This window comes from Erythrobacteraceae bacterium WH01K (assembly GCA_027941995.1).
Taxonomy (GTDB): Bacteria; Pseudomonadota; Alphaproteobacteria; order Sphingomonadales; family Sphingomonadaceae; genus CAJXSN01.
In genome coordinates this window covers 2,131,060-2,149,332 of sequence record CP115966.1, presented here as the reverse complement: position 1 = coordinate 2,149,332, position 18,273 = coordinate 2,131,060, and the positions used below count along the sequence as shown (strand labels likewise).

Genomic DNA, 18,273 nt, shown 5'->3' with positions numbered 1-18,273 from the left:
ACGCGTTTCCTCCCCACACCCCTTGCACCTGCGCGTCCGCGCGCGCAAAGGCGGCGATGAGACCATGAGCATTCGCAGCAAGACATTCCTCGCCGACTGGCTGCGCGACCATATGCCGTCGCGCGAAGAGATGGCGCAGAACAAGTATCTTGCCCCTATCGCGCACCGTTTCCTCAGCCCGGAATTGTGGCGGTTTACCCGCCGTTCTGTCCCGCGCGGCGTGGCGCTCGGGCTTTTCTGCGGGTTCATCATTCCTCTCGGGCAGATATTCCTTGCCGCCTTCATGGCCCTGCCTGCGCGCGCGAACGTGCCGCTGGCGACGCTGGTGACGTTCATCACCAATCCCTTCACCTTCCCGTTCTGGGTGGTCATTGCGAACCGTGTCGGCAGACTGATCCTCGACATCGACCGGGAAGTCGGCTCGTCCATGATCCAGGAGCAGGTCAATTCCGAAAGCTGGCGGACCTTCAGCGGGTTCTTCGAAGCTGCCGGGCTGACCGTTTTCGGTTTCTTCGTGCTTGCCGTCGTATCGGCAGCAGTGGGATATCTGGTATCCGGCTGGTTCTGGCGCTGGCGGGTGGGAAAGAAGCGCTCGCGCAAGCTTCGCCGTATGGAGCAGCGTTTGAACCAGCGGCTGCAGGCGGACAAGTGATGCCCACGGGGGAAGACAGGACAAATCTGGTATCGGGCGCCATGCCGTGGGGCTGGCTGACCCTGGGCGGTGCACTTGTCGCCAGCGTCCTCGCTGTCTGGTTCGCCAGCGGGCTGGCCTTGCTGACCGTCGCCTATGCTGGCGCGCTCGCGACACTCATCATCCTGGGCATAACGCTTTACAGGCTCCGTCCCGCTCCGGTGGCTCAGGCGCTCGCGCCGCCGGACTGGTCGGTAACGGTGAAGGCAATCGACCGTCCCGACATTGCGGTCGCCATTACGGACAAGGCCAACCGCCTCGTATGTGCCAGTTCTCTCTACGTTACCCAGTTCGGGGAGAACCTGGCGCCGCCCAATCTCCAGATTGATCCGCAGTCACAGGAATCCCTGCTGGTTGCCGCGCGCGAGGCCTGGCGTGATGGCGAAGCGCGGATCGAGCGGCTCGACAGCCGCGATGGCAAGCGGCACTGGACCGCATCTGCGCGGCGTGCCGGTCGGGGCGACGACTACCTCGTCTGGGAGTTCGCCCCGAGAGGGCAGGACGATGTTGCGACCGATTTCGCGCGGCTGATGTCAGGATCGCTCGGCGCGGTCCTGTCGCGCGCCGGTGTCGAGGGCGCGCTTGTCGGACCCGACGGTATCATCCACGCCGCGGGCCCCGGGTTTGCGAAGCGGGCTTCGGGCGATCCGGCCGCCACGCTCGCCGGACAGGAATTCGTGCAATATCTGCGCACCGACGAGCGCGACAACATATTCTTCGAGCGGGAAGGGCGCCGGGGCACGCCGCACCGGCTGGTCCATGTACCCTTGAACCCGGTGGACGAGGAAACCGGCGCCAATGCCAGCGATGCCCCGTCGCTCATGCTGCTGCTGGAGCATGGGGTCGGCATCGGTGACAGCGAGAATGTGGAAAGCGCCGCGCCCCAGCTCGAAGCGCTGCTGGGCGCGCTCCCGCTCGGCCTGGCGATGGCCGACCGCGACGGGCGCCTGCTGTTCGCCAACTCCGCATTCCTGCGCGCGGCCGACCGGGAAGAGCGAGGCCTGCCGCAATATCCCTCCGACCTGGTCGTACCGGAAGACAAGAGCGCGCTGGCCGACGCAGTTCGCCGTTTCGCGCGCGGGTCCGCCACCAGCGCCGATATGGCGATACGTCTTCGCCACGCACCGGACGATCCGGTGTCGATGGGTCTTGCCGGCGTTCGCGGCCTCGGCGACCCGGCCGTTCTGCTCAGCCTCGCCGATACCAGCGAGGAAACCAGGCTGAAGCGCCAGGTCGCCCAGGCAACGAAGATGCAGGCCGTCGGGCAACTGGCAGGCGGTGTCGCCCACGATTTCAACAACGTGCTGACAGCCATCATCGGATATTGCGATCTGATGCTGCTGCGCCATTCTCCCGGCGATAGCGATTATGACGATATCCAGCAGATCCGCGCCAATTCGAACCGTGCTGCCAGCCTGACGCGGCAATTGCTCGCCTTCAGTCGCCAGCAGACCCTGAAGCCCGAGGTCCTCCAGTTGCCCGACGTGGTGAGCGAGGTCAGCCAGTTGCTGAAGCGACTGGTGGGAGAGAAGATCGAACTCGTCGTGCGCCATGACCGCGACCTGGGTCCGGTCCGCGCCGATCCCGGGCAATTGGAGCAGGTGATCGTCAATCTCGCGGTCAATGCCCGCGATGCCATCCAGTCGCGAGGAGACGGTTCGGGCAAGGTATCGATGGCCACGCGCCGGATTACGGCAAAGGATGTCCGGGCAATGGATTCCGACATCCTGCCGGTCGGTGACTATACCGCCCTGGTCGTGCAGGACACGGGCGGCGGCATTCCCGAGGATGTCCTCGGCAAGATTTTCGAGCCGTTCTTCACGACGAAGGAGCAGGGGAAGGGCACCGGCCTCGGCCTGTCGACTGTTTACGGGATCGTCAAACAATCGGGCGGGTTTATCTTCGCCGATAACATGGAAGCAGGGCTTGGCGGGAAGCCGGGGGCGCGCTTCACGCTTTACCTTCCTGTCCATCGCGGCGCCGTCGAGCCAGTGTCCAGGCCGCCTGAAACGCCTGCTGCCGGCTGGGCTACCGGCGGGCGCGTGCTGCTGGTCGAGGACGAGGACATGGTGCGCGCAGTGGCAGAGCGCGCGCTGGCGCGTGCCGGGTTCGATGTCACCCCGTGCAGCGATGGCGAGGAGGGGCTTGCCGCCTTTGCCAACAACGATCCCTTCGACCTCGTCATTTCCGATGTCGTGATGCCGGGTATGGACGGCCCGACCATGGCGAAGGGCATCCGGCGGGTGTCGCCCGACCTGCCGATCCTCTTCATGTCGGGTTACGCAGAGGAACAGCTACGCAAGGATATCGATGTGCCGGACATGCATTTCATATCCAAACCCTTCAGCGTGCAGCAGATTTCGCAGAAAGCCGGCGAAATCATCGGCGCTCGGCAGACGCACCGGGAGCCTGCTTCGTGAAAATTTTCGTTCCACTCTTGTTCTTCTGGAACAGAGCGAGTACATGGTTTCCACGGACAGGCTGAAATGGTCCGTCGATAAGGGCGATCCGGCCCTAGGAAACTGTGGGAGAGCGTGCGATGTCCGCCAATCTGAAGCTGGTTGATAAGGAAAAGACCGTGGATCGTCAGAAGGCGCTCGACGCCGCACTCGCGCAGATAGATCGCGCATTCGGCAAGGGCTCGGCCATGAAGCTGGGCAGCCGTGAAGCCATGAACGTCGAATCGATTTCGACCGGTTCGCTGGGCCTCGATATCGCTCTGGGTATCGGGGGGCTGCCGAAGGGCCGCGTGATCGAGGTGTACGGGCCGGAAAGCTCGGGCAAGACGACCCTGGCGCTGCACGTCATTGCCGAAGCGCAGAAGAATGGCGGCACGGCCGCTTTCGTCGATGCCGAGCATGCGCTCGATCCCGTCTATGCGAAAAAGCTGGGCGTGGATGTCGACGAACTGATCGTCTCGCAGCCCGATACGGGAGAGCAGGCGCTCGAAATCACGGATACGCTGGTGCGTTCGAATGCGATCGACGTGCTGGTGGTCGACTCGGTAGCCGCGCTGGTCCCCCGCGCCGAAATCGAAGGCGAGATGGGCGATTCCCATGTCGGCCTGCAGGCGCGCCTCATGTCCCAGAGCCTGCGCAAGCTCACCGGGTCGATCAACCGTTCCAAATGCATGGTGATCTTCATCAACCAGCTGCGCATGAAAATCGGCGTCATGTACGGCAACCCGGAAACGACCACCGGTGGTAACGCGCTCAAGTTCTATGCCTCTGTCCGACTCGATATCCGCCGTACCGGCCAGATCAAGGACCGCGACGAAGTGGTCGGCAACTCGACCCGGGTGAAGGTCGTGAAGAACAAGGTGGCCCCTCCGTTCAAGCAGGTCGAATTCGACATCATGTACGGTCAGGGCATCTCGAAGCTCGGCGAAATTCTCGATCTCGGCGTGAAAGCCGGCGTGGTCGAGAAGTCGGGAAGCTGGTTCAGCTATGACAGCGTGCGGATCGGTCAGGGCCGCGAGAACGCAAAGACCTTCCTTCGGGAAAACCCCGAAATGGCCGAGAAGCTCGAAGCTACGATCCGGGGCAAGACGGAGGAAGTCGCCGAGGAAATGATGACCGGCCCCGAGCCCGACGACGGCGAGGACTGATATTCGGATGTCCGGAGGTTCGCTGCCGGACATCGAGACAGGGTAACGGCGCGCAAGTCCATCGGGCTTTCGCGCCGTCCTTGTATTGACTTACTTGTATTGGCTTACCCCTTGCGCGCCATTACTGCCTTTCCACATCATCACATGGCCAGATTCTTCAGGGGACGCCGAATTGACCGACAAGAACGACTGGCAGGGAAGGGTCGGCGCGAGCTGGGCTGACGAGTACGAACGCACGGACAGGAGCTTTTCCGTGCTGACCGACCGCTTGCTCGGTCTTGCGAGTTCCGGCGGATTTTCCCGCGCACTCGACATCGGTTGCGGCGCAGGTGAGCTGTCGCTTGCCCTTGGCCGCGGTCACCCTTCCGCTGTCATCCGCGGCATCGACATCAGCGAACGCTTGATTGAAGCGGCACGCCGCCGCGGATCGCGGCGCGGCAATGTGGGGTTCGAAATTGCCGATGCTGCCAGGTGGAAGCCCGTGACCCTCGACGCCGCTCCGGACCTGCTCGTGTCCCGTCACGGGGTCATGTTTTTCGAAGATCCGGCAGGGGCCTTCTCGCACCTTCGCTCTATCGCGGCGCCATCCGCAAGGTTCGTTTTCAGCTGTTTCAGAAACCGTGACGAGAACAATTGGGCTACCGAGGTTTCGTCGCTGCTACCCGGCTCCCCCGCTGCTTCGCCGGACGGCCCAGGGCCCTTCGCCTTGGCGAACCGCGAGAAAACTGCGGGCCTGCTCGAACAGGCAGGCTGGGAAGATGTCAGGCTGGAGCCTTTCGATTTTCCCTACATAGCGGGCGGCGGCGACAACCCGGTAGAGGACGCTGTCAGCTATTTCCTTTCGATCGGTCCCGCTGCGCGTGCGGCCGCCGACCTCACTCCCGAGGCGCGGGCAGGCTTCACCGACGATCTTCGTCACCTGCTTGGAAAGCACCGCGATGGTGGCCTCGTCATGCTGAAAGCGGCAGCTTGGCTCGTATCAGCTACGGCCCCTGAAAGGCCCTAGGCCGGAGCGGAGTCGGCGAAGGGGTGCGATCGCGGCTTGCCGGGGCAGGGCGCAGCGCCTAATTTGCACCTCATCATGCATTCGACAAACGACATCCGCCGCAGCTTCCTCGAATTCTTCAAGCAGGCTGACCACGCCGAAGTGCCCAGCGCACCGCTGGTGCCGCATAACGACCCTACGCTGATGTTCGTCAATGCGGGGATGGTTCCGTTCAAGAATGTCTTCACCGGCATGGAAAGCGCGCCTGCACCGCGCGCGACCAGCAGCCAGAAATGTGTGCGGGCCGGCGGAAAGCACAACGATCTCGACAATGTAGGGTACACGGCCCGGCATCATACCTTCTTCGAGATGCTCGGCAATTTCAGCTTCGGGGACTATTTCAAGGAACAGGCGATCCTGAATGCCTGGACCCTGCTTACGAAGGAATGGGGCATCGATCCCGGTCGCCTGACGACCACCGTTTTCCACACCGACGACGAGGCGTTCAATCTCTGGAAGAAGATTGCGGGACTGCCGGAAGATCGGATCATCCGCATCGCCACCAAGGACAATTTTTGGGCCATGGGCGATGACGGTCCCTGCGGGCCATGCTCGGAAATCTTCTACGATCATGGCGATCACATCTTCGGCGGACCGCCCGGATCCCCGGACGAGGACGGCGACCGCTTCGTCGAGGTCTGGAACCTGGTGTTCATGCAGCACGAACAGCGCGGCGGTGAGATCATCGGTGACCTGCCGAACAAGAACATTGATACGGGCATGGGCCTGGAACGGATCGCTGCGGTCCTGCAGGGCCAGCACGACAATTACGATACGGATACGTTCAAAACTCTCATCGGTGCATCGGAGGGGCTGCTCGATGTGAAGGCAGAAGGGGCGGAGCAGGCCAGCCACCGCGTGATTGCCGACCACCTTCGGTCCACCAGCTTCCTGATCGCCGATGGCGTCCTGCCGTCCAATGAAGGGCGCGGCTACGTCCTGCGCCGTATCATGCGGCGCGCGATGCGCCATGCCCATATCCTGGGTGCGAAAGAACCGTTGATGCACCGTCTCGTGCCGACGCTGGTCGCAGAAATGGGGCAGGCCTATCCTGAATTGACCCGCGGACAGCCACTGATCGAGGAAACGCTGGAGCGGGAAGAAGCCCGGTTCCGCCAGACGCTCGACAAGGGGCTTCGCCTGCTGGACGAAGCGACCGGCGCGATGTCCGAAGGCGATCGTCTGGACGGGGAAACCGCGTTCAAGCTCTACGACACATACGGATTTCCCTACGACCTGACCGAGGACGCCTTGCGCGACCGCGGCATCGGTGTCGACCGCGAGGGTTTCGACACCGCGATGCAGCGCCAGAAGGAAGCCGCCCGGGCAGCCTGGAAAGGTTCGGGTCAGGCCGCCGACAGCCAGATATGGTTCGACATTGCCGAGCGCGAAGGGGCGACCGAATTCACCGGCTATTCCGCGACGAGCGGGGAAGGACGCGTCGTCGCTCTGGTCGCGGACGGGGCCGAAGTCACCTCGGCCAAGGCCGGCGACGAAGTCATAGTCCTCACCAACCAGACGCCATTTTACGGTGAAAGCGGCGGTCAGCAGGGCGATACCGGCATGGTATCGGCGCCCGGCGGACTTCAGGTTCGCATCAGCGATACGGGCAAGCCGCTTGGCCGCTTGCACACGATGCAGGGACGCGTCGAAGCCGGGGAAGTCCGGGTCGGGGACGTCGTCCATCTCGATGTCGATGCGCAGCGGCGCGACAGGGTGCGCTCGAACCACTCGGCCACGCACTTGCTCCATGCAGCCCTCCGCAACCGGCTGGGCGATCACGTCACGCAGAAGGGGTCGCTGGTCGCGGAAGACCGGCTTCGCTTCGACTTCAGTCACCCGCAGCCGCTGACGAGCGACGATATTGCCGCCATCGAAGCGGAGGTGAACGAGGAAATCCGCGCGAACGAGCCGGTCAGCACCCGCCTTATGAGCCCGGACGATGCCGTAGAGGCAGGCGCTCTCGCACTGTTCGGCGAGAAATATGGCGATGAAGTGCGCGTCCTTTCGATGGGCCGCAAGGGCAGCGGCGACCTCAACTATTCGGTCGAGCTATGCGGCGGCACCCACGTCAACGCGACCGGCGACATCCAGCTCTTGCGCATCGTATCGGAAAGCGCCGTCAGCTCAGGCGTCCGCCGTGTCGAGGCGCTGACGGGCGATGCTGCGCGGCTCTGGCTGGTTGAGCGGGAAAACGCGCTGAAGGAGGCTGCCTCCGCACTCCGCACGAATCCTGAGGACGTCGCGGGCCGCGTTGCCGCGTTGCTTGACGAGCGGAAGACGCTCGAGAAGGAACTTGCGGACGCGAGAAAGCAACTGGCCCTTGGCGGCGGCGGCGCTAGCGGACCGCAGCAGGAAACCATCGGTGATGTGGCTTTCAGCGGGCAGGTTATCGAAGGACTAAATCCGAAGGATCTGCGCGGGCTCTTGGACGAAGCCAAGCAGCGAATGGGATCCGGTATTGCGGCCATCTGCGCCGTGAACGACGGGAAGGCGGCCTTTGCCGTCGCGGTGACCGACGATCTGGTCGCAAGCCATAGTGCCGTCGATCTGGTGAAGGCCGGCGTCGAGGCCCTCGGAGGAAAGGGTGGCGGTGGCCGCCCGGACATGGCGCAAGGCGGCGGTCCGGACGGTGACAAGGCTGACGCGGCAATAGATGCGGTGCGAAGCCTTATTGCGAAATAGGCTTATCCGCCGGAACGGCGTGCTTCCGGTTCGCTGCCGCGGGGAATATCGGTCCCGCCTGTATCGGCCGGCTTATTGCCATTGCGGCTGGGCGGTTCAACCGTCGATTGCGGGTCCGCCACGTTTTGCGGCTTGAACTTCTCGCTGTTCGGGGTCGGTTTCGTCGGGTCTGGATTGGACATTGATTTCTCCTTTCCCCCTAAACGCATGAGCGCTGTCGGAGGTCCGAGAAATCCGGGCCGTTCCGGTTAGCCGTCGGCCGTACTGGTCCGCAGTTTGGGCTTGTGATCAAGCGCCGCGCCTTCCTGGATCGCTGCACGAAACTCGTCGCGCTTCTCGTGGATCGACGCGATGACCGGACCCATTGCGACGCCGATATCGGCTAGCACCGCTTCCGAGAGCTGCAGCGAGCTCTCGAGTGTTTCGGGCACTGCATGACTTGCACCTGCCCGGTACAGGGCTGCCGCGTGCTCGCCATCGCGGGCGCGGGCGACGATCAGAAGGTCGGGATAACGTGCGCGCAGATTGCGGGTCAGCCGCTCGGCCAGCACGGGCTCGTCCATGGTCAGCACCAGCGCAGTTGCATGTTCGATGCCGAGATGATCCAGCGCCTTGCCACGGACCGCGTCGCCGAAGGTTGCCCGGAATCCTTCGCGCCTTGCCTCTTCGATAAGGTCTGAATTGGAATCGAGCGCGATATAGGCGCGGTCGTGACGCTTCAGCATATCGGCCACCAGTCGCCCGACGCGGCCAGCGCCAATGATGATGACCTTGTCTTCCCCCTCATCCTCTTCCGGCAATTCGGGAATGGGCTCGACCCGTCGTCCGATGGCCCGGCCAAGCATGGCGAGAAGGGGCGTGATAGTCAGGCCGATGGCCGTGACAATCTGCCAGAATTGCGCGGTGCCGGGCTGGATCAACATCGCCGACCCGGCAGCGGAGATCACGATGAGCGTGGTCTCCGACGGGCTGGCCATCAGGATGCCGGTTTCTGCCGCGGTGCTGCGCCGCGCACCCATGCTGCGAAGGAGAAGGCCGGTCAGCAATGCCTTGAAGGTGAGAACCAGGACGACTGCCGACAGGATGGGGAACAAATTGCTCCAGATGCTGAGCAGGTCGATGCTCATGCCTACCGTGATCAGGAATACGCCGAGGGCCAGCCCCTTGAACGGTTCCATGATGTCTTCGACTTCCGAGTGGTACTCGGTCTCGGCAATCAGCAGGCCGGCGATCAGCGCGCCGACGATGGGCGACAGGCCGACCAGCGCCGTCGCAAGGCTCGCGCCGATAACGACAAGGAGGCTGGCCGCGAGAAACAGTTCCGGGCTTTTCGTGCGAGCAGCCTGCGCGAATAGCCGGGGAAGGGCGATACGTCCGAATACCAGCAGGACGACGATGACAAGGCCGCCCTGCCAAAGCGTGTCGACGAGGCCTGTCAGGCCGTCGCTCTGTGCGTAAGGAGCGAGCGCGCCGAGCAGGAAGATGATCGGCACGATGGCGATATCTTCGAACAGCAGCATGGACAGCGCGGCGCGGCCCACGGGCGACTTCGTGCCGGAGATCGGCAGGACGATGGCGGTCGAAGACATGGCGAGGGCGAGCCCCAGCGCCATGGCGCCCGACCAGTATTGCCCCATCATCGCGAGCACGATGGCAATGATGCTGCCCCCCAGGAGCAGCTCCAGCGAACCGAGGCCGAAAACCAGCTTTCGCATCTGCCACAATCGCTTGAACGAAAGTTCCAGTCCGATGGTGAACAGGAGCAGGATGATTCCGAACTCTGCGAAGGGCTCCAGCGCCTCCGGATCCGAGATCGTTATGTGTCTCAGCCAGTCCACATCGTAGGTCAGCTTCCCCAAGCCGAACGGCCCCACCAGGATGCCGATCAGGATGAAGCCGATCACGGGAGTGATGCGAAACCGTGCGAATACCGGAATGACGATGCCAGCCGCGCCGAGAATGACGAGAGCGTCGGACAGAACGGGGGATAGGGTAATCTCGCCAGCCATGCCTCAGCCTATAGCGCGCAAGACGGGCCGATTGCACGGCCCGATCACCGTGTTAGCCACCGCCGGGCGAATGGCGACCCATGGGCTGGGCCTCGCCGTCCTGGTCTTCCCCGATGCGCGGCGAAACCTGCCCCACACGCTTGTCCCATTCGATGCGGTAAAGATCGAACCGGCGGTCGGCGAGATTCTGCACTGTCCCTTCGGCGCGGGCCCAGCTGAGATCGGCCAGATTGACGTCGCTGATGGTCAGCGTCTCGACATTCTCGCTCGCCTCTGCCGCGATGCCGTCACGTGCGAAGGGAAAATCGCACGGCGTCAGGATGCAGCTCTGCGCATACTGGATATCCATGTTGGCGACGTTTGGCAGATTGCCAACATTGCCCGACATGACGACGTAGCACTGGTTCTCGATCGCCCGGGCCGCCGCGCAATAGCGCACGCGCATATAGCCCTGCCGGCTGTCGGTGCAGAACGGCACGAAGATGATGCGCGCGCCTTCGTCGACCAATCGGCGGGCGAGCTCGGGAAATTCGCTGTCGTAGCAGATGAGGACGCCGATCGGCCCGCAATCGGTCTGGATCGCATCGATGCTGTCGCCGCCCTTGATGTTCCACCAATACGCTTCGTTGGGCGTGGGGTGGATCTTTTCCTGCGAATGGATCGAGCCGTCGCGCAGGCAGACATAGGCGATATTGTGGATGTCGCCGTCATCGAGGCGGGTCGGGTGCGAACCGCCGATAATGTTGATGTTGTAGTTGAGCGCCATCTCGCTCAGCGCGGTGCGGATTTTCGGCGTGTACTTGCTCAGCGCCTCGATGGCTTCCATCGGGCTGAGTTCCTCTTCCTCTGCGCTCAGCAGCATCAGGGTAAAGAGTTCGGGAAAGACGATGAAGTCCGCCTCGTAATCCGCTGCCACATCGACGAAATACCGGACCTGCCGCATGAATTCGTCGAAGTCGGACACCGCGCGTGCCTGCAGCTGGCAGGTCGCGATGCGAACGCTTTCCACGTCGCGCGGCACGCGGTGACTCTTGGGTGCGTCGCTGTCGACATAGGGGTTGCGCCAGACCATGCGGACGGCGAACGCCTTGCTCTGCTTGTCCTCAGGCAGGTAGTTCTCGATGATCCCCTGCGGTTCGAACCCGTTGGCGAGCTGGAACCGCAGAACGGGGTCGTGGATCTTCGAATCGAGGACCATGTCGAGATAGTCCTGCGGCGTTTCGGCGTGGTCCCTCTTGCGGCGCATCGCGCGCGCGAGCCCCGGCATCCGGCCACCGAAGACGATGCCGTCCAGTTCCAGCCGCTCGGCCAGGGCGCGGCGCTCTTCATACAGCCTTCGCCCGATGCGCGTGCCCCGGGTCTTGGGATCGACGCACATCTCGTAACCGTAGAGCCACGAGCCTTTCGCGTTGTGGCGGCTGCCGAATCCGTTGCCGGTCAACTCGTCCCAGCTGCCGTTCGAGAAGGCGACACGCTCCGACAACCGCATCGACGCGCAATAGCCGACGAGCTTGCCATCCAGCTTGGCGACGAAGCAGCCTTCGGGATAATTGTTGAGCTGCCCGCGGATTTCGCCATGCGTGTAGGCGGGCAGGTCGGTATAGGCCCGGCGCACGAGGTCGGCGATGGCGCGCACGTCTGCCGGGCGCGCCTGCCGGACTTCCAGCCGGGCCTTGTTGCTTGTCGCCATGAGAAGGCGGCTTTCTTCTGGTCTTCAAGCTTACTGGGCCATCTCTTTTTCGAGATTGGTCACGATCGCCTCGAAGAACTGCTCGGTCGTCAGCCAGTTCTGTTCCGGCCCGATCAGCAGCGCGAGATCCTTGGTCATCTGGCCATTCTCGACCGTCTGGATGCAGACGCGTTCCAGCGTTTCCGCGAACTTCACCACTTCAGGCGTGCCGTCGAACTTGCCGCGATACATCAGGCCGCGCGTCCATGCGAAGATGCTGGCAATCGGATTGGTGCTGGTCGCCTTGCCTTCCTGGTGCTGGCGATAGTGGCGTGTGACGGTGCCGTGTGCAGCCTCAGCTTCCACGCAATCGCCCGATGGCGTCATGAGGACGGAAGTCATAAGGCCGAGCGAACCGAAGCCCTGGGCCACGGTGTCGGACTGCACGTCGCCGTCGTAGTTCTTGCAGGCCCAGACGAACTTGCCGTTCCACTTCATCGCGGCGGCGACCATGTCGTCGATCAGGCGGTGTTCGTAGTGGATGCCGGCCTTGGCGAACTTTTCCTTGAACTCGTTCTCGAACACTTCCTCGAACAGGTCCTTAAAGCGGCCGTCATATTTTTTGAGGATGGTGTTCTTGGTCGAGAGATAGACCGGCCAGCCGCGGTCGAGGCCGTAATTCATCGAGGCGCGGGCAAAATCGCGGATCGAGTCGTCGAGATTGTACATCGCCATCGCGACGCCGCTCGACTGGAACTCGAACACGTCGAGGTCGATCTTCTCGCCGTCCTCGCCTTCGAAGACGAGACGCAGCTTGCCGGCGCCGGGGATCAGCGTGTCCTTGGCACGGTACTGGTCACCGAAAGCGTGACGGCCGACCACGATGGGGTCGGTCCAGCCCGGTACGAGGCGCGGCACGTTGTCGATGACGATCGGCTCACGGAAGACCACGCCGCCCAAAATGTTGCGGATCGTGCCATTGGGGCTGACCCACATCTTCTTGAGGTCGAACTCTTCGACGCGGGCTTCGTCCGGGGTGATGGTGGCGCATTTCACGCCGACGCCATGTTCCTTGATGGCGTTTGCGGCATCGACCGTGATCTGGTCGTCAGTGGCGTCACGGCTCTCGATCGAGAGGTCGTAATATTTCAGGTCGATGTCGAGATAAGGCAGGATCAGCCGCTCGCGAATCCACTGCCAGATGATCTTCGTCATTTCGTCGCCGTCGAGTTCGACGACGGGGTTCTTCACCTGAATCTTTGCCATGTCGGATGATGCCTTTTTTCGCGGAATGTTTCGTTGCGCTGCGCCTTAGCAAAAGGGGCAATTGACGCAAGGGAAGGGCGCGCATCGTCGCCTAGAAGGGGAGAAATTCCTCGATCAGGGCCGGCGGCGTTTCGAGATGCAGGGATTCGCGTCCAGCGATGAACGGCGTTCGCCTGACGAACCGGTCATCGGCTCCGCATTCCAGCATGAACCGGGCAAGGTCGGGGCGCCGTGTGCGAAGCGTGCCGGGCGGCAGCGAATTCTCACCGATTTCGTATTGGCCCGATTCCTTGCGGTTCAGCAGCCAGCCCGGACGAACAGCGGTCCATTCGATGTCGGAAGTGGCACGCAATACCCGCTCCATCGCGCCTATCTGGCGAAAGATGCCGGTCAGGGGAAGCGTGGCAGCGCGAAACCATAGGGGGGCTCCTTTGCCAGGCGCAGCGAAAGCGGCGGAGATAACCACCAGGCGTTTGAGCCCTGCCTTTCGCATCCCTTCGATAATCCGCACGGCGCCCTCCGTATAGAGAGGTGGCGGATCGGCCAAAGTCTGCGGATCCCGGCCAAGGCCTAGCGCGGAGATCACCACGTCGCAGCCATCCATCAAAGGCGCCAGGTCGTCCTCGAGGACATTTGCCTCACGCGCTTCGAATGCCGGGTCGTCGCAGAACCCATCGTCGAATTCCCGCTCGACTCCGCGAACGGAGTGACCGCCCTGCAGGGCTTGCTCGAGAATGTGCTTGCCGGTTCCGCCTGCCGGGCCAAGGAGCAATATCTTCATGCACGCCGAACGGTCGACGCGCCCGTTTGTGCCGCCACACAGCTAGCGAGCTGGGTCCCTGACAATCGGATATTCGCTATATCTAGGGACCTATTTGTTGGCATGGCAAAAAGGATGGAAGTCAAGAAAGCTGGTCGGCGAAATTCGAAAGAGACCGCTACAAGAGACTTTTTGTCGGCGTATTGACAAAGGTTCTCGACGATTCACCATCTGCTGATGGGGTTACGCGCGCGGGTTTGAACAGATCGAGGTGGAATGCCAAAAAACGGAATCAGGTCCGACGAGACGAAAATCGTCTAATGTAGGGCTCACTAAGCTCCTCTGCTTTGAAAGCGAACTTTTTCATCTTCTGACAGGGTTTCTCGACAAAATGCCATGAGAAAGCTGCGAGCGGAACAAGAAAGACCATCGTGATCCCGAAATTCCAGTACCATTCGGAAAAATCTGGCAATAGCTGGACGACCGCTTGCTGCACTACGAAACCGTAAAGGAAAATGCCGTAGGAATAGTCCGCGTATTTGAGAAAGAATGGTTTAGGAAGATTGGTCAACCCGAGCCAGACAGTGGTGTACGACGCTGCTATAACAGCGAACCAGTCCAAGCCGAAATACAGTGCCGCGATACTAATGGTAAAAGAGATCGCGCCTAGAAGCTGGCTGTAGGGAAGTCGTTCCCTCAACATATACATGGCAACCCCGGCTCCGAATGCGGCAACCAGCAGGATGCCGGAAACGCTGATCCTGAACCGGTCAATCATCACCTCCTGGCTTTCGCTCGGGGAGACGAACTGAGCGAGCGCGTCATAACTGTCCCACAATATCAAGCCTGCGACGAACGCGAGAAATAGCCATGGCTTGTTCTTTCCGAGGAAGAACACAAATACCGCCAGACTGACATAGCAAACCAATTCGAAAGGCACGGTCCAAAGCTGTCCGTTGACCGTCCGCGGGATGGGGTTGCCCGGAAACATGCCAGGCAGTTGGTACTGTATGTGGCCGATCGAGTTGAAGAAATAACGGAAGAACAGGTCGTCTGTGAAGTATTCTCGAAGAGGCACAGTGGTAAGCAGGGGGCCGATCAGAATCGCCGAGATGCACACTTCGACAATCAATGCCGGAAAAATTCGGATCATTCGGAGACCGAGAAACGAAATCAGCGTTTTGCATCGCAACAGGCTGCCAGCAACTAGGAATCCGCTCAAAGCGAAGAACATTGGAAGGATGACTGCGACAAAGGGCTGTAGGAATAAAGGCACAGCATTGCGTGCTTCAGACCCGTAGACGATCGGGTAGCTGTGCCAGAGCACAACGGCGATCGACAGAATGATCCTCATGAAATCGAAGCCGGAAGGGCGAAAATCGACCTCTTCCAAACGTTTTTGAACGGAACCCACGTACTTAACCCCACTAAAGCGACCTGCCTTTGCCCGTCTCGGGCGCCATTCGCAAGGCCAAGTGGAAAAGCTAGCGGATCTTATGACCGCTCGAGTTTGGAAGGGAGCTATCGGATGCGCTTTCCATTCCGAATCTCACCCTAAAATTATCAAACGTCGTGGGCTCTATGATCGGAGGCGGATTACAGGAGAGTGCCCGTGGGAAAGCGGACCGAACCGGGCCGAGCCATTTTTCTGGCCAACGGGCACTGTAATCATGTTATTTTCAAGAGTATCTGGGCAGCGAATTGCCGGCAACGGGTTGCCTCGAACCAGCAGTCGTCATGCCCAGAATGCGGTGTTTAGGAACGCGTGTCTGATAAGGCGCAGATACGAAAAAGCCCGCCATCCCGGCGGGCTTTCGGAAGCGATGGTGGGCGTAGGAAGAGTTGAACTTCCGACCCCTGCAATGTCAATACAGTGCTCTACCACTGAGCTATACGCCCGCACCATCGTTTGCCGTCTTCCGGCACATGGCCGGTATGCGGAAGGGGCATCTAGCGACGTCGCCCATTCCGCGCAAGGGCTGAAATTGACTAAAGCGTCGCTTCCCGCCGATCGTCGAAAACCCGCTCTACTTCCATCACCAGATCGCGCAGGTGAAACGGCTTCGACAGCACCTTGGCACGCGGCTGGTCGGCGCTGGCTTTGAGCGAAACGGCGGCGAAGCCGGTGATGAACATCACCTTCGTCTGCGGACTGACAGCGTTGCATTTTTGCGCCAGTTCGATGCCATCCATTTCCGGCATCACGATGTCCGACAAAAGGAGGTCGTAATGCGATTCCTCCAGCAGCGGCAGCGCGAGCGTGCCCCGATCGACCGAGTCGACTTCGTAACCGGCATTTTCCAAGGCGCGGACGAGGTAGGTGCGCATGGCCTCTTCATCCTCGGCGAGGAGGATGCGGCGGGATCGGATACGGTCGGTCATGCAGCGAGCCTATAGAGACCGTGCGTTAAAAAATCTTTCGCCGAAATCGGGCCGACCTGCTTTGAGACACCTGATTAATATGCAACATTCCGTCCGATGACGACCGAAGGCAGCTTTCCCGAAGGTTTGCCGCCGCACTCCGCTGCCGGAGGAGCGGCGCCGTTTACGCTGACGATGAGGCAGGAGATCGCTTCTCCCGTGCTGATCGCCGTGCCCCATGCCGGGCGTCGTTATTCGCCGGACCTGCTGTCCGCGATGCGCGATCCCGATTTTTCCGCGATCCGGCTGGAGGACAGGCTGGTCGATGTGCTTGGGCGCGAAGTGGCCGCGCAAACGGGGGCATCGCTGCTGGTTGCGCATGCGCCGCGCGCAATGGTCGACCTCAACCGCGCAGTCGACGACATGGACTGGAGCATGGTGGCAGAGGGGCGGCCGGCAGGGGCTGCGAACTCCGCCGCCAACCGGCGCGCGCGGGGCGGGCTCGGTCTCGTCCCCCGCCGTCTCAACGGTCTTGGCGAGATTTGGAAGTCGCGCCTTCCCATGGCGGAGGTCCGGCGGCGGATCAGCGAAATACACGAACCCTACCATGCAGCCTTGAAGACCGCTCTCGACCGGATCCGCAGCAAATGGGGCACCGCGCTGCTGATTGACCTGCATTCCATGCCGCCCCTGCGAGCACGGCATCCCGGCGACAGGCCGGCTCAATTCGTGGTCGGGGACCGCTTCGGGGCGTCCTGCGACGGAATGCTGTCCGCAGCGGCCATGCGCTATTTCGGGCAGGCCCAGTGGCGTGCAGGGCACAACCGCCCCTATGCTGGCGGGTATGTGCTGGATCGCCACGGTTCGCCAAAGGTCGGCGTCCACGCCATGCAGATCGAAGTCTGCCGCTCGCTTTATCTTGAGCAGGACCATTCGGCACCCAATGGAAGGGTGCCAGAGATTGCCGGTGTTTTAGCCGGCTTGGTCAGAACCCTTTCGGACGATTTGAAACCGGACCGCTACTGGCCGCAGGCTGCGGAATAGCCCTCTCTGCCGCAGAGGGGACATAGGCCATTTCCCATGTAAAAAGACCACCTCGCTTCCAACGGGAATCGAGGTGGTCCAGGTTCAGGGAGGGAATGCAAAATGCTGCATTCATCCGGACCGGCCTGAGGGGGAGGTGGCCGCATCCGGACCTCTTTCAGATGGTATTGCGGCGGCGAATTTCAACCGAAACCGCCGCCGCAAAAATCGTTTTGTCGCAACCGGATGGCGGCGCAGGAAAATCAGCCCTTGGCAGCTTCCGAGGGGAGCTTGGGGCCCTTGCCCTGCTGCACCTGGCGCGCAAAAATCTGGCGCATCAGGTCGAGCGACAGGATATGCGCGTGGATCACCGCCAGCATGCCGTTCTCGTTCCAGGCCTTCAGAGTTTCGGCGTCGAGCGCGCGCAGCTTTTCCTGGTCGACCATCTGGAAGCCCCGATAGACATAGGGCTGGTCCGTGTTCTGGTCCTGCGAGATCGAGATCTCGCTGTCCATCAGGAGGTCCTTTTCCTTCAGTGCATCGACGAACGCCTTGGTCTTGATACCGGCCTGTTCGAATTTCTCGCAGAAATCGAGGATGTTCTGCGTTTCGGGCGTTGCTTTGCCGTCTTCGGTGAAGAACTTCTCCCCGTCGTCGAATTCGCCCACCGTGTCGGAGGTCGGATCGAAACAGAGCGACAGGTTTTCCGCCTTTTCTTCCAGCTTCGCCAGCATGAAGGGGTAGCGGCGGATATAGGCCGGGATGTAGATCGGGTCGTTCACCTTGCCATTGTCGTCGACAAAGGTGTTTACGCCTTCGTTCAGGCCCATCAGGGCGATCGGAAGAGGGTCGTTGCCCTGCGAGAACACGATCGGGAAATCGCGCTGTGCCTGCGCGAACTCGTCTGCGGTCAGGGGAATGGCGTGCTGGCCGACGAGCCATTTCGCGGTGTCGCTCTTGCGATTGCTCCACTTGATGTGGTCGCGCGAATTGAGGGGCATCAGGTCTTTGTAGAAAAGGGGCAGGCTCGGCTGCGGCGCGCTGGCCATGATCGGTCTCCGGATCGTATCAGAATGATTGGATTATGGTCGTCGCACCGGCGCCTGGGACGCCTGTGCAAGATGGCTCGAAGCCATACGCATAAGGGCCATGCTGTG

The 18,273-nt window shown here is 61.6% G+C and carries 14 protein-coding genes and 1 tRNA gene; 6 read left to right on the top strand and 9 right to left on the bottom strand.

What is annotated here, in order from left to right:
* Positions 1-64: 64 nt before the first annotated feature.
* The 5 genes from PF049_10540 (at position 65) to alaS (ending at position 8,028) form a co-directional block, all read left to right on the top strand.
* The gene (locus PF049_10540) at positions 65-652 is read left to right on the top strand and encodes a DUF2062 domain-containing protein (GenBank protein ID WBY16030.1); all 588 of its coding nucleotides are present in this window, start codon (positions 65-67) and stop codon (positions 650-652) included.
* The gene (locus tag PF049_10535) at positions 652-3,111 is read left to right on the top strand and encodes a response regulator (GenBank protein WBY16029.1); all 2,460 of its coding nucleotides are present in this window, start codon (positions 652-654) and stop codon (positions 3,109-3,111) included. Before PF049_10540 ends, PF049_10535 begins: the two co-directional genes overlap by 1 nt.
* 119 nt (positions 3,112-3,230) lie before the next feature.
* Entirely contained in the window at positions 3,231-4,298 is a 1,068-nt protein-coding gene (gene recA, locus PF049_10530; GenBank protein ID WBY16028.1) for a recombinase RecA, read from the top strand.
* Positions 4,299-4,470: 172 nt separating this feature from the next.
* Positions 4,471-5,304 (top strand): methyltransferase domain-containing protein, encoded by an 834-nt coding sequence (locus PF049_10525; protein WBY16027.1) that lies wholly within the window; start codon positions 4,471-4,473, stop codon positions 5,302-5,304.
* A gap of 75 nt (positions 5,305-5,379) precedes the next feature.
* A complete protein-coding gene (alaS, locus tag PF049_10520; protein WBY16026.1) occupies positions 5,380-8,028 on the top strand; it encodes an alanine--tRNA ligase in 2,649 nt (882 codons plus the stop codon).
* 2 nt (positions 8,029-8,030) lie between these two features.
* On the opposite strand, the gene PF049_10515 is transcribed toward alaS, so the two are convergent.
* From PF049_10515 to PF049_10480, 8 genes are all read right to left on the bottom strand, one after another.
* Positions 8,031-8,210, bottom strand: coding sequence for a hypothetical protein (locus PF049_10515; protein WBY16025.1), 180 nt, complete (start codon positions 8,208-8,210; stop codon positions 8,031-8,033).
* Positions 8,211-8,276: 66 nt separating this feature from the next.
* Positions 8,277-10,037 (bottom strand): cation:proton antiporter, encoded by a 1,761-nt coding sequence (locus PF049_10510; GenBank protein ID WBY16024.1) that lies wholly within the window; start codon positions 10,035-10,037, stop codon positions 8,277-8,279.
* A 52-nt stretch (positions 10,038-10,089) separates the two neighbouring features.
* Positions 10,090-11,727, bottom strand: a complete 1,638-nt coding sequence (locus tag PF049_10505) for a GNAT family N-acetyltransferase (protein WBY16023.1) — start codon at positions 11,725-11,727, stop codon at positions 10,090-10,092.
* 30 nt (positions 11,728-11,757) lie between these two features.
* Positions 11,758-12,972 (bottom strand): NADP-dependent isocitrate dehydrogenase, encoded by a 1,215-nt coding sequence (locus PF049_10500; protein WBY16022.1) that lies wholly within the window; start codon positions 12,970-12,972, stop codon positions 11,758-11,760.
* A 91-nt stretch (positions 12,973-13,063) separates the two neighbouring features.
* Positions 13,064-13,753: an NAD(P)H-binding protein gene (locus tag PF049_10495; GenBank protein WBY16021.1), complete on the bottom strand. Its 690-nt coding sequence runs from the start codon at positions 13,751-13,753 to the stop codon at positions 13,064-13,066.
* 271 nt (positions 13,754-14,024) lie between these two features.
* On the bottom strand, positions 14,025-15,146 hold the full coding sequence (locus PF049_10490; GenBank protein WBY16020.1) for an acyltransferase: 1,122 nt from the start codon (positions 15,144-15,146) through the stop codon (positions 14,025-14,027).
* 410 nt (positions 15,147-15,556) lie between these two features.
* A tRNA-Val gene (locus PF049_10485) sits at positions 15,557-15,631 on the bottom strand.
* A gap of 90 nt (positions 15,632-15,721) precedes the next feature.
* The gene (locus PF049_10480) at positions 15,722-16,114 is read right to left on the bottom strand and encodes a response regulator (protein ID WBY16019.1); all 393 of its coding nucleotides are present in this window, start codon (positions 16,112-16,114) and stop codon (positions 15,722-15,724) included.
* Positions 16,115-16,210: 96 nt separating this feature from the next.
* Between PF049_10480 and PF049_10475 the strand changes: the two genes are divergently transcribed.
* Complete coding sequence (locus tag PF049_10475) at positions 16,211-17,137, top strand: N-formylglutamate amidohydrolase (protein WBY16018.1); 927 nt, start codon at positions 16,211-16,213, stop codon at positions 17,135-17,137.
* Positions 17,138-17,379: 242 nt separating this feature from the next.
* Here PF049_10475 and PF049_10470 read toward each other — a convergent pair whose 3' ends face one another.
* Positions 17,380-18,165, bottom strand: coding sequence for a SapC family protein (locus PF049_10470; GenBank protein WBY16017.1), 786 nt, complete (start codon positions 18,163-18,165; stop codon positions 17,380-17,382).
* Between the last annotated feature and the right edge of the window lie 108 nt (positions 18,166-18,273).

Excerpts from the sequence above, each read along its gene's own strand:
- PF049_10480 (WBY16019.1), bottom strand. The coding sequence starts at position 16,114 with ATGACCGACCGTATCCGATCCCGCCGCATCCTCCTCGCCGAGGATGAA.
- PF049_10505 (WBY16023.1), bottom strand. The coding sequence starts at position 11,727 with ATGGCGACAAGCAACAAGGCCCGGCTGGAAGTCCGGCAGGCGCGCCCG.
- PF049_10495 (WBY16021.1), bottom strand. The coding sequence starts at position 13,753 with ATGAAGATATTGCTCCTTGGCCCGGCAGGCGGAACCGGCAAGCACATT.
- PF049_10540 (WBY16030.1), top strand. The coding sequence starts at position 65 with ATGAGCATTCGCAGCAAGACATTCCTCGCCGACTGGCTGCGCGACCAT.
- recA (WBY16028.1), top strand. The coding sequence starts at position 3,231 with ATGTCCGCCAATCTGAAGCTGGTTGATAAGGAAAAGACCGTGGATCGT.
- PF049_10510 (WBY16024.1), bottom strand. The coding sequence starts at position 10,037 with ATGGCTGGCGAGATTACCCTATCCCCCGTTCTGTCCGACGCTCTCGTC.
- PF049_10470 (WBY16017.1), bottom strand. The coding sequence starts at position 18,165 with ATGGCCAGCGCGCCGCAGCCGAGCCTGCCCCTTTTCTACAAAGACCTG.
- alaS (WBY16026.1), top strand. The coding sequence starts at position 5,380 with ATGCATTCGACAAACGACATCCGCCGCAGCTTCCTCGAATTCTTCAAG.
- PF049_10500 (WBY16022.1), bottom strand. The coding sequence starts at position 12,972 with ATGGCAAAGATTCAGGTGAAGAACCCCGTCGTCGAACTCGACGGCGAC.
- PF049_10515 (WBY16025.1), bottom strand. The coding sequence starts at position 8,210 with ATGTCCAATCCAGACCCGACGAAACCGACCCCGAACAGCGAGAAGTTC.
- PF049_10535 (WBY16029.1), top strand. The coding sequence starts at position 652 with ATGCCCACGGGGGAAGACAGGACAAATCTGGTATCGGGCGCCATGCCG.
- PF049_10475 (WBY16018.1), top strand. The coding sequence starts at position 16,211 with ATGACGACCGAAGGCAGCTTTCCCGAAGGTTTGCCGCCGCACTCCGCT.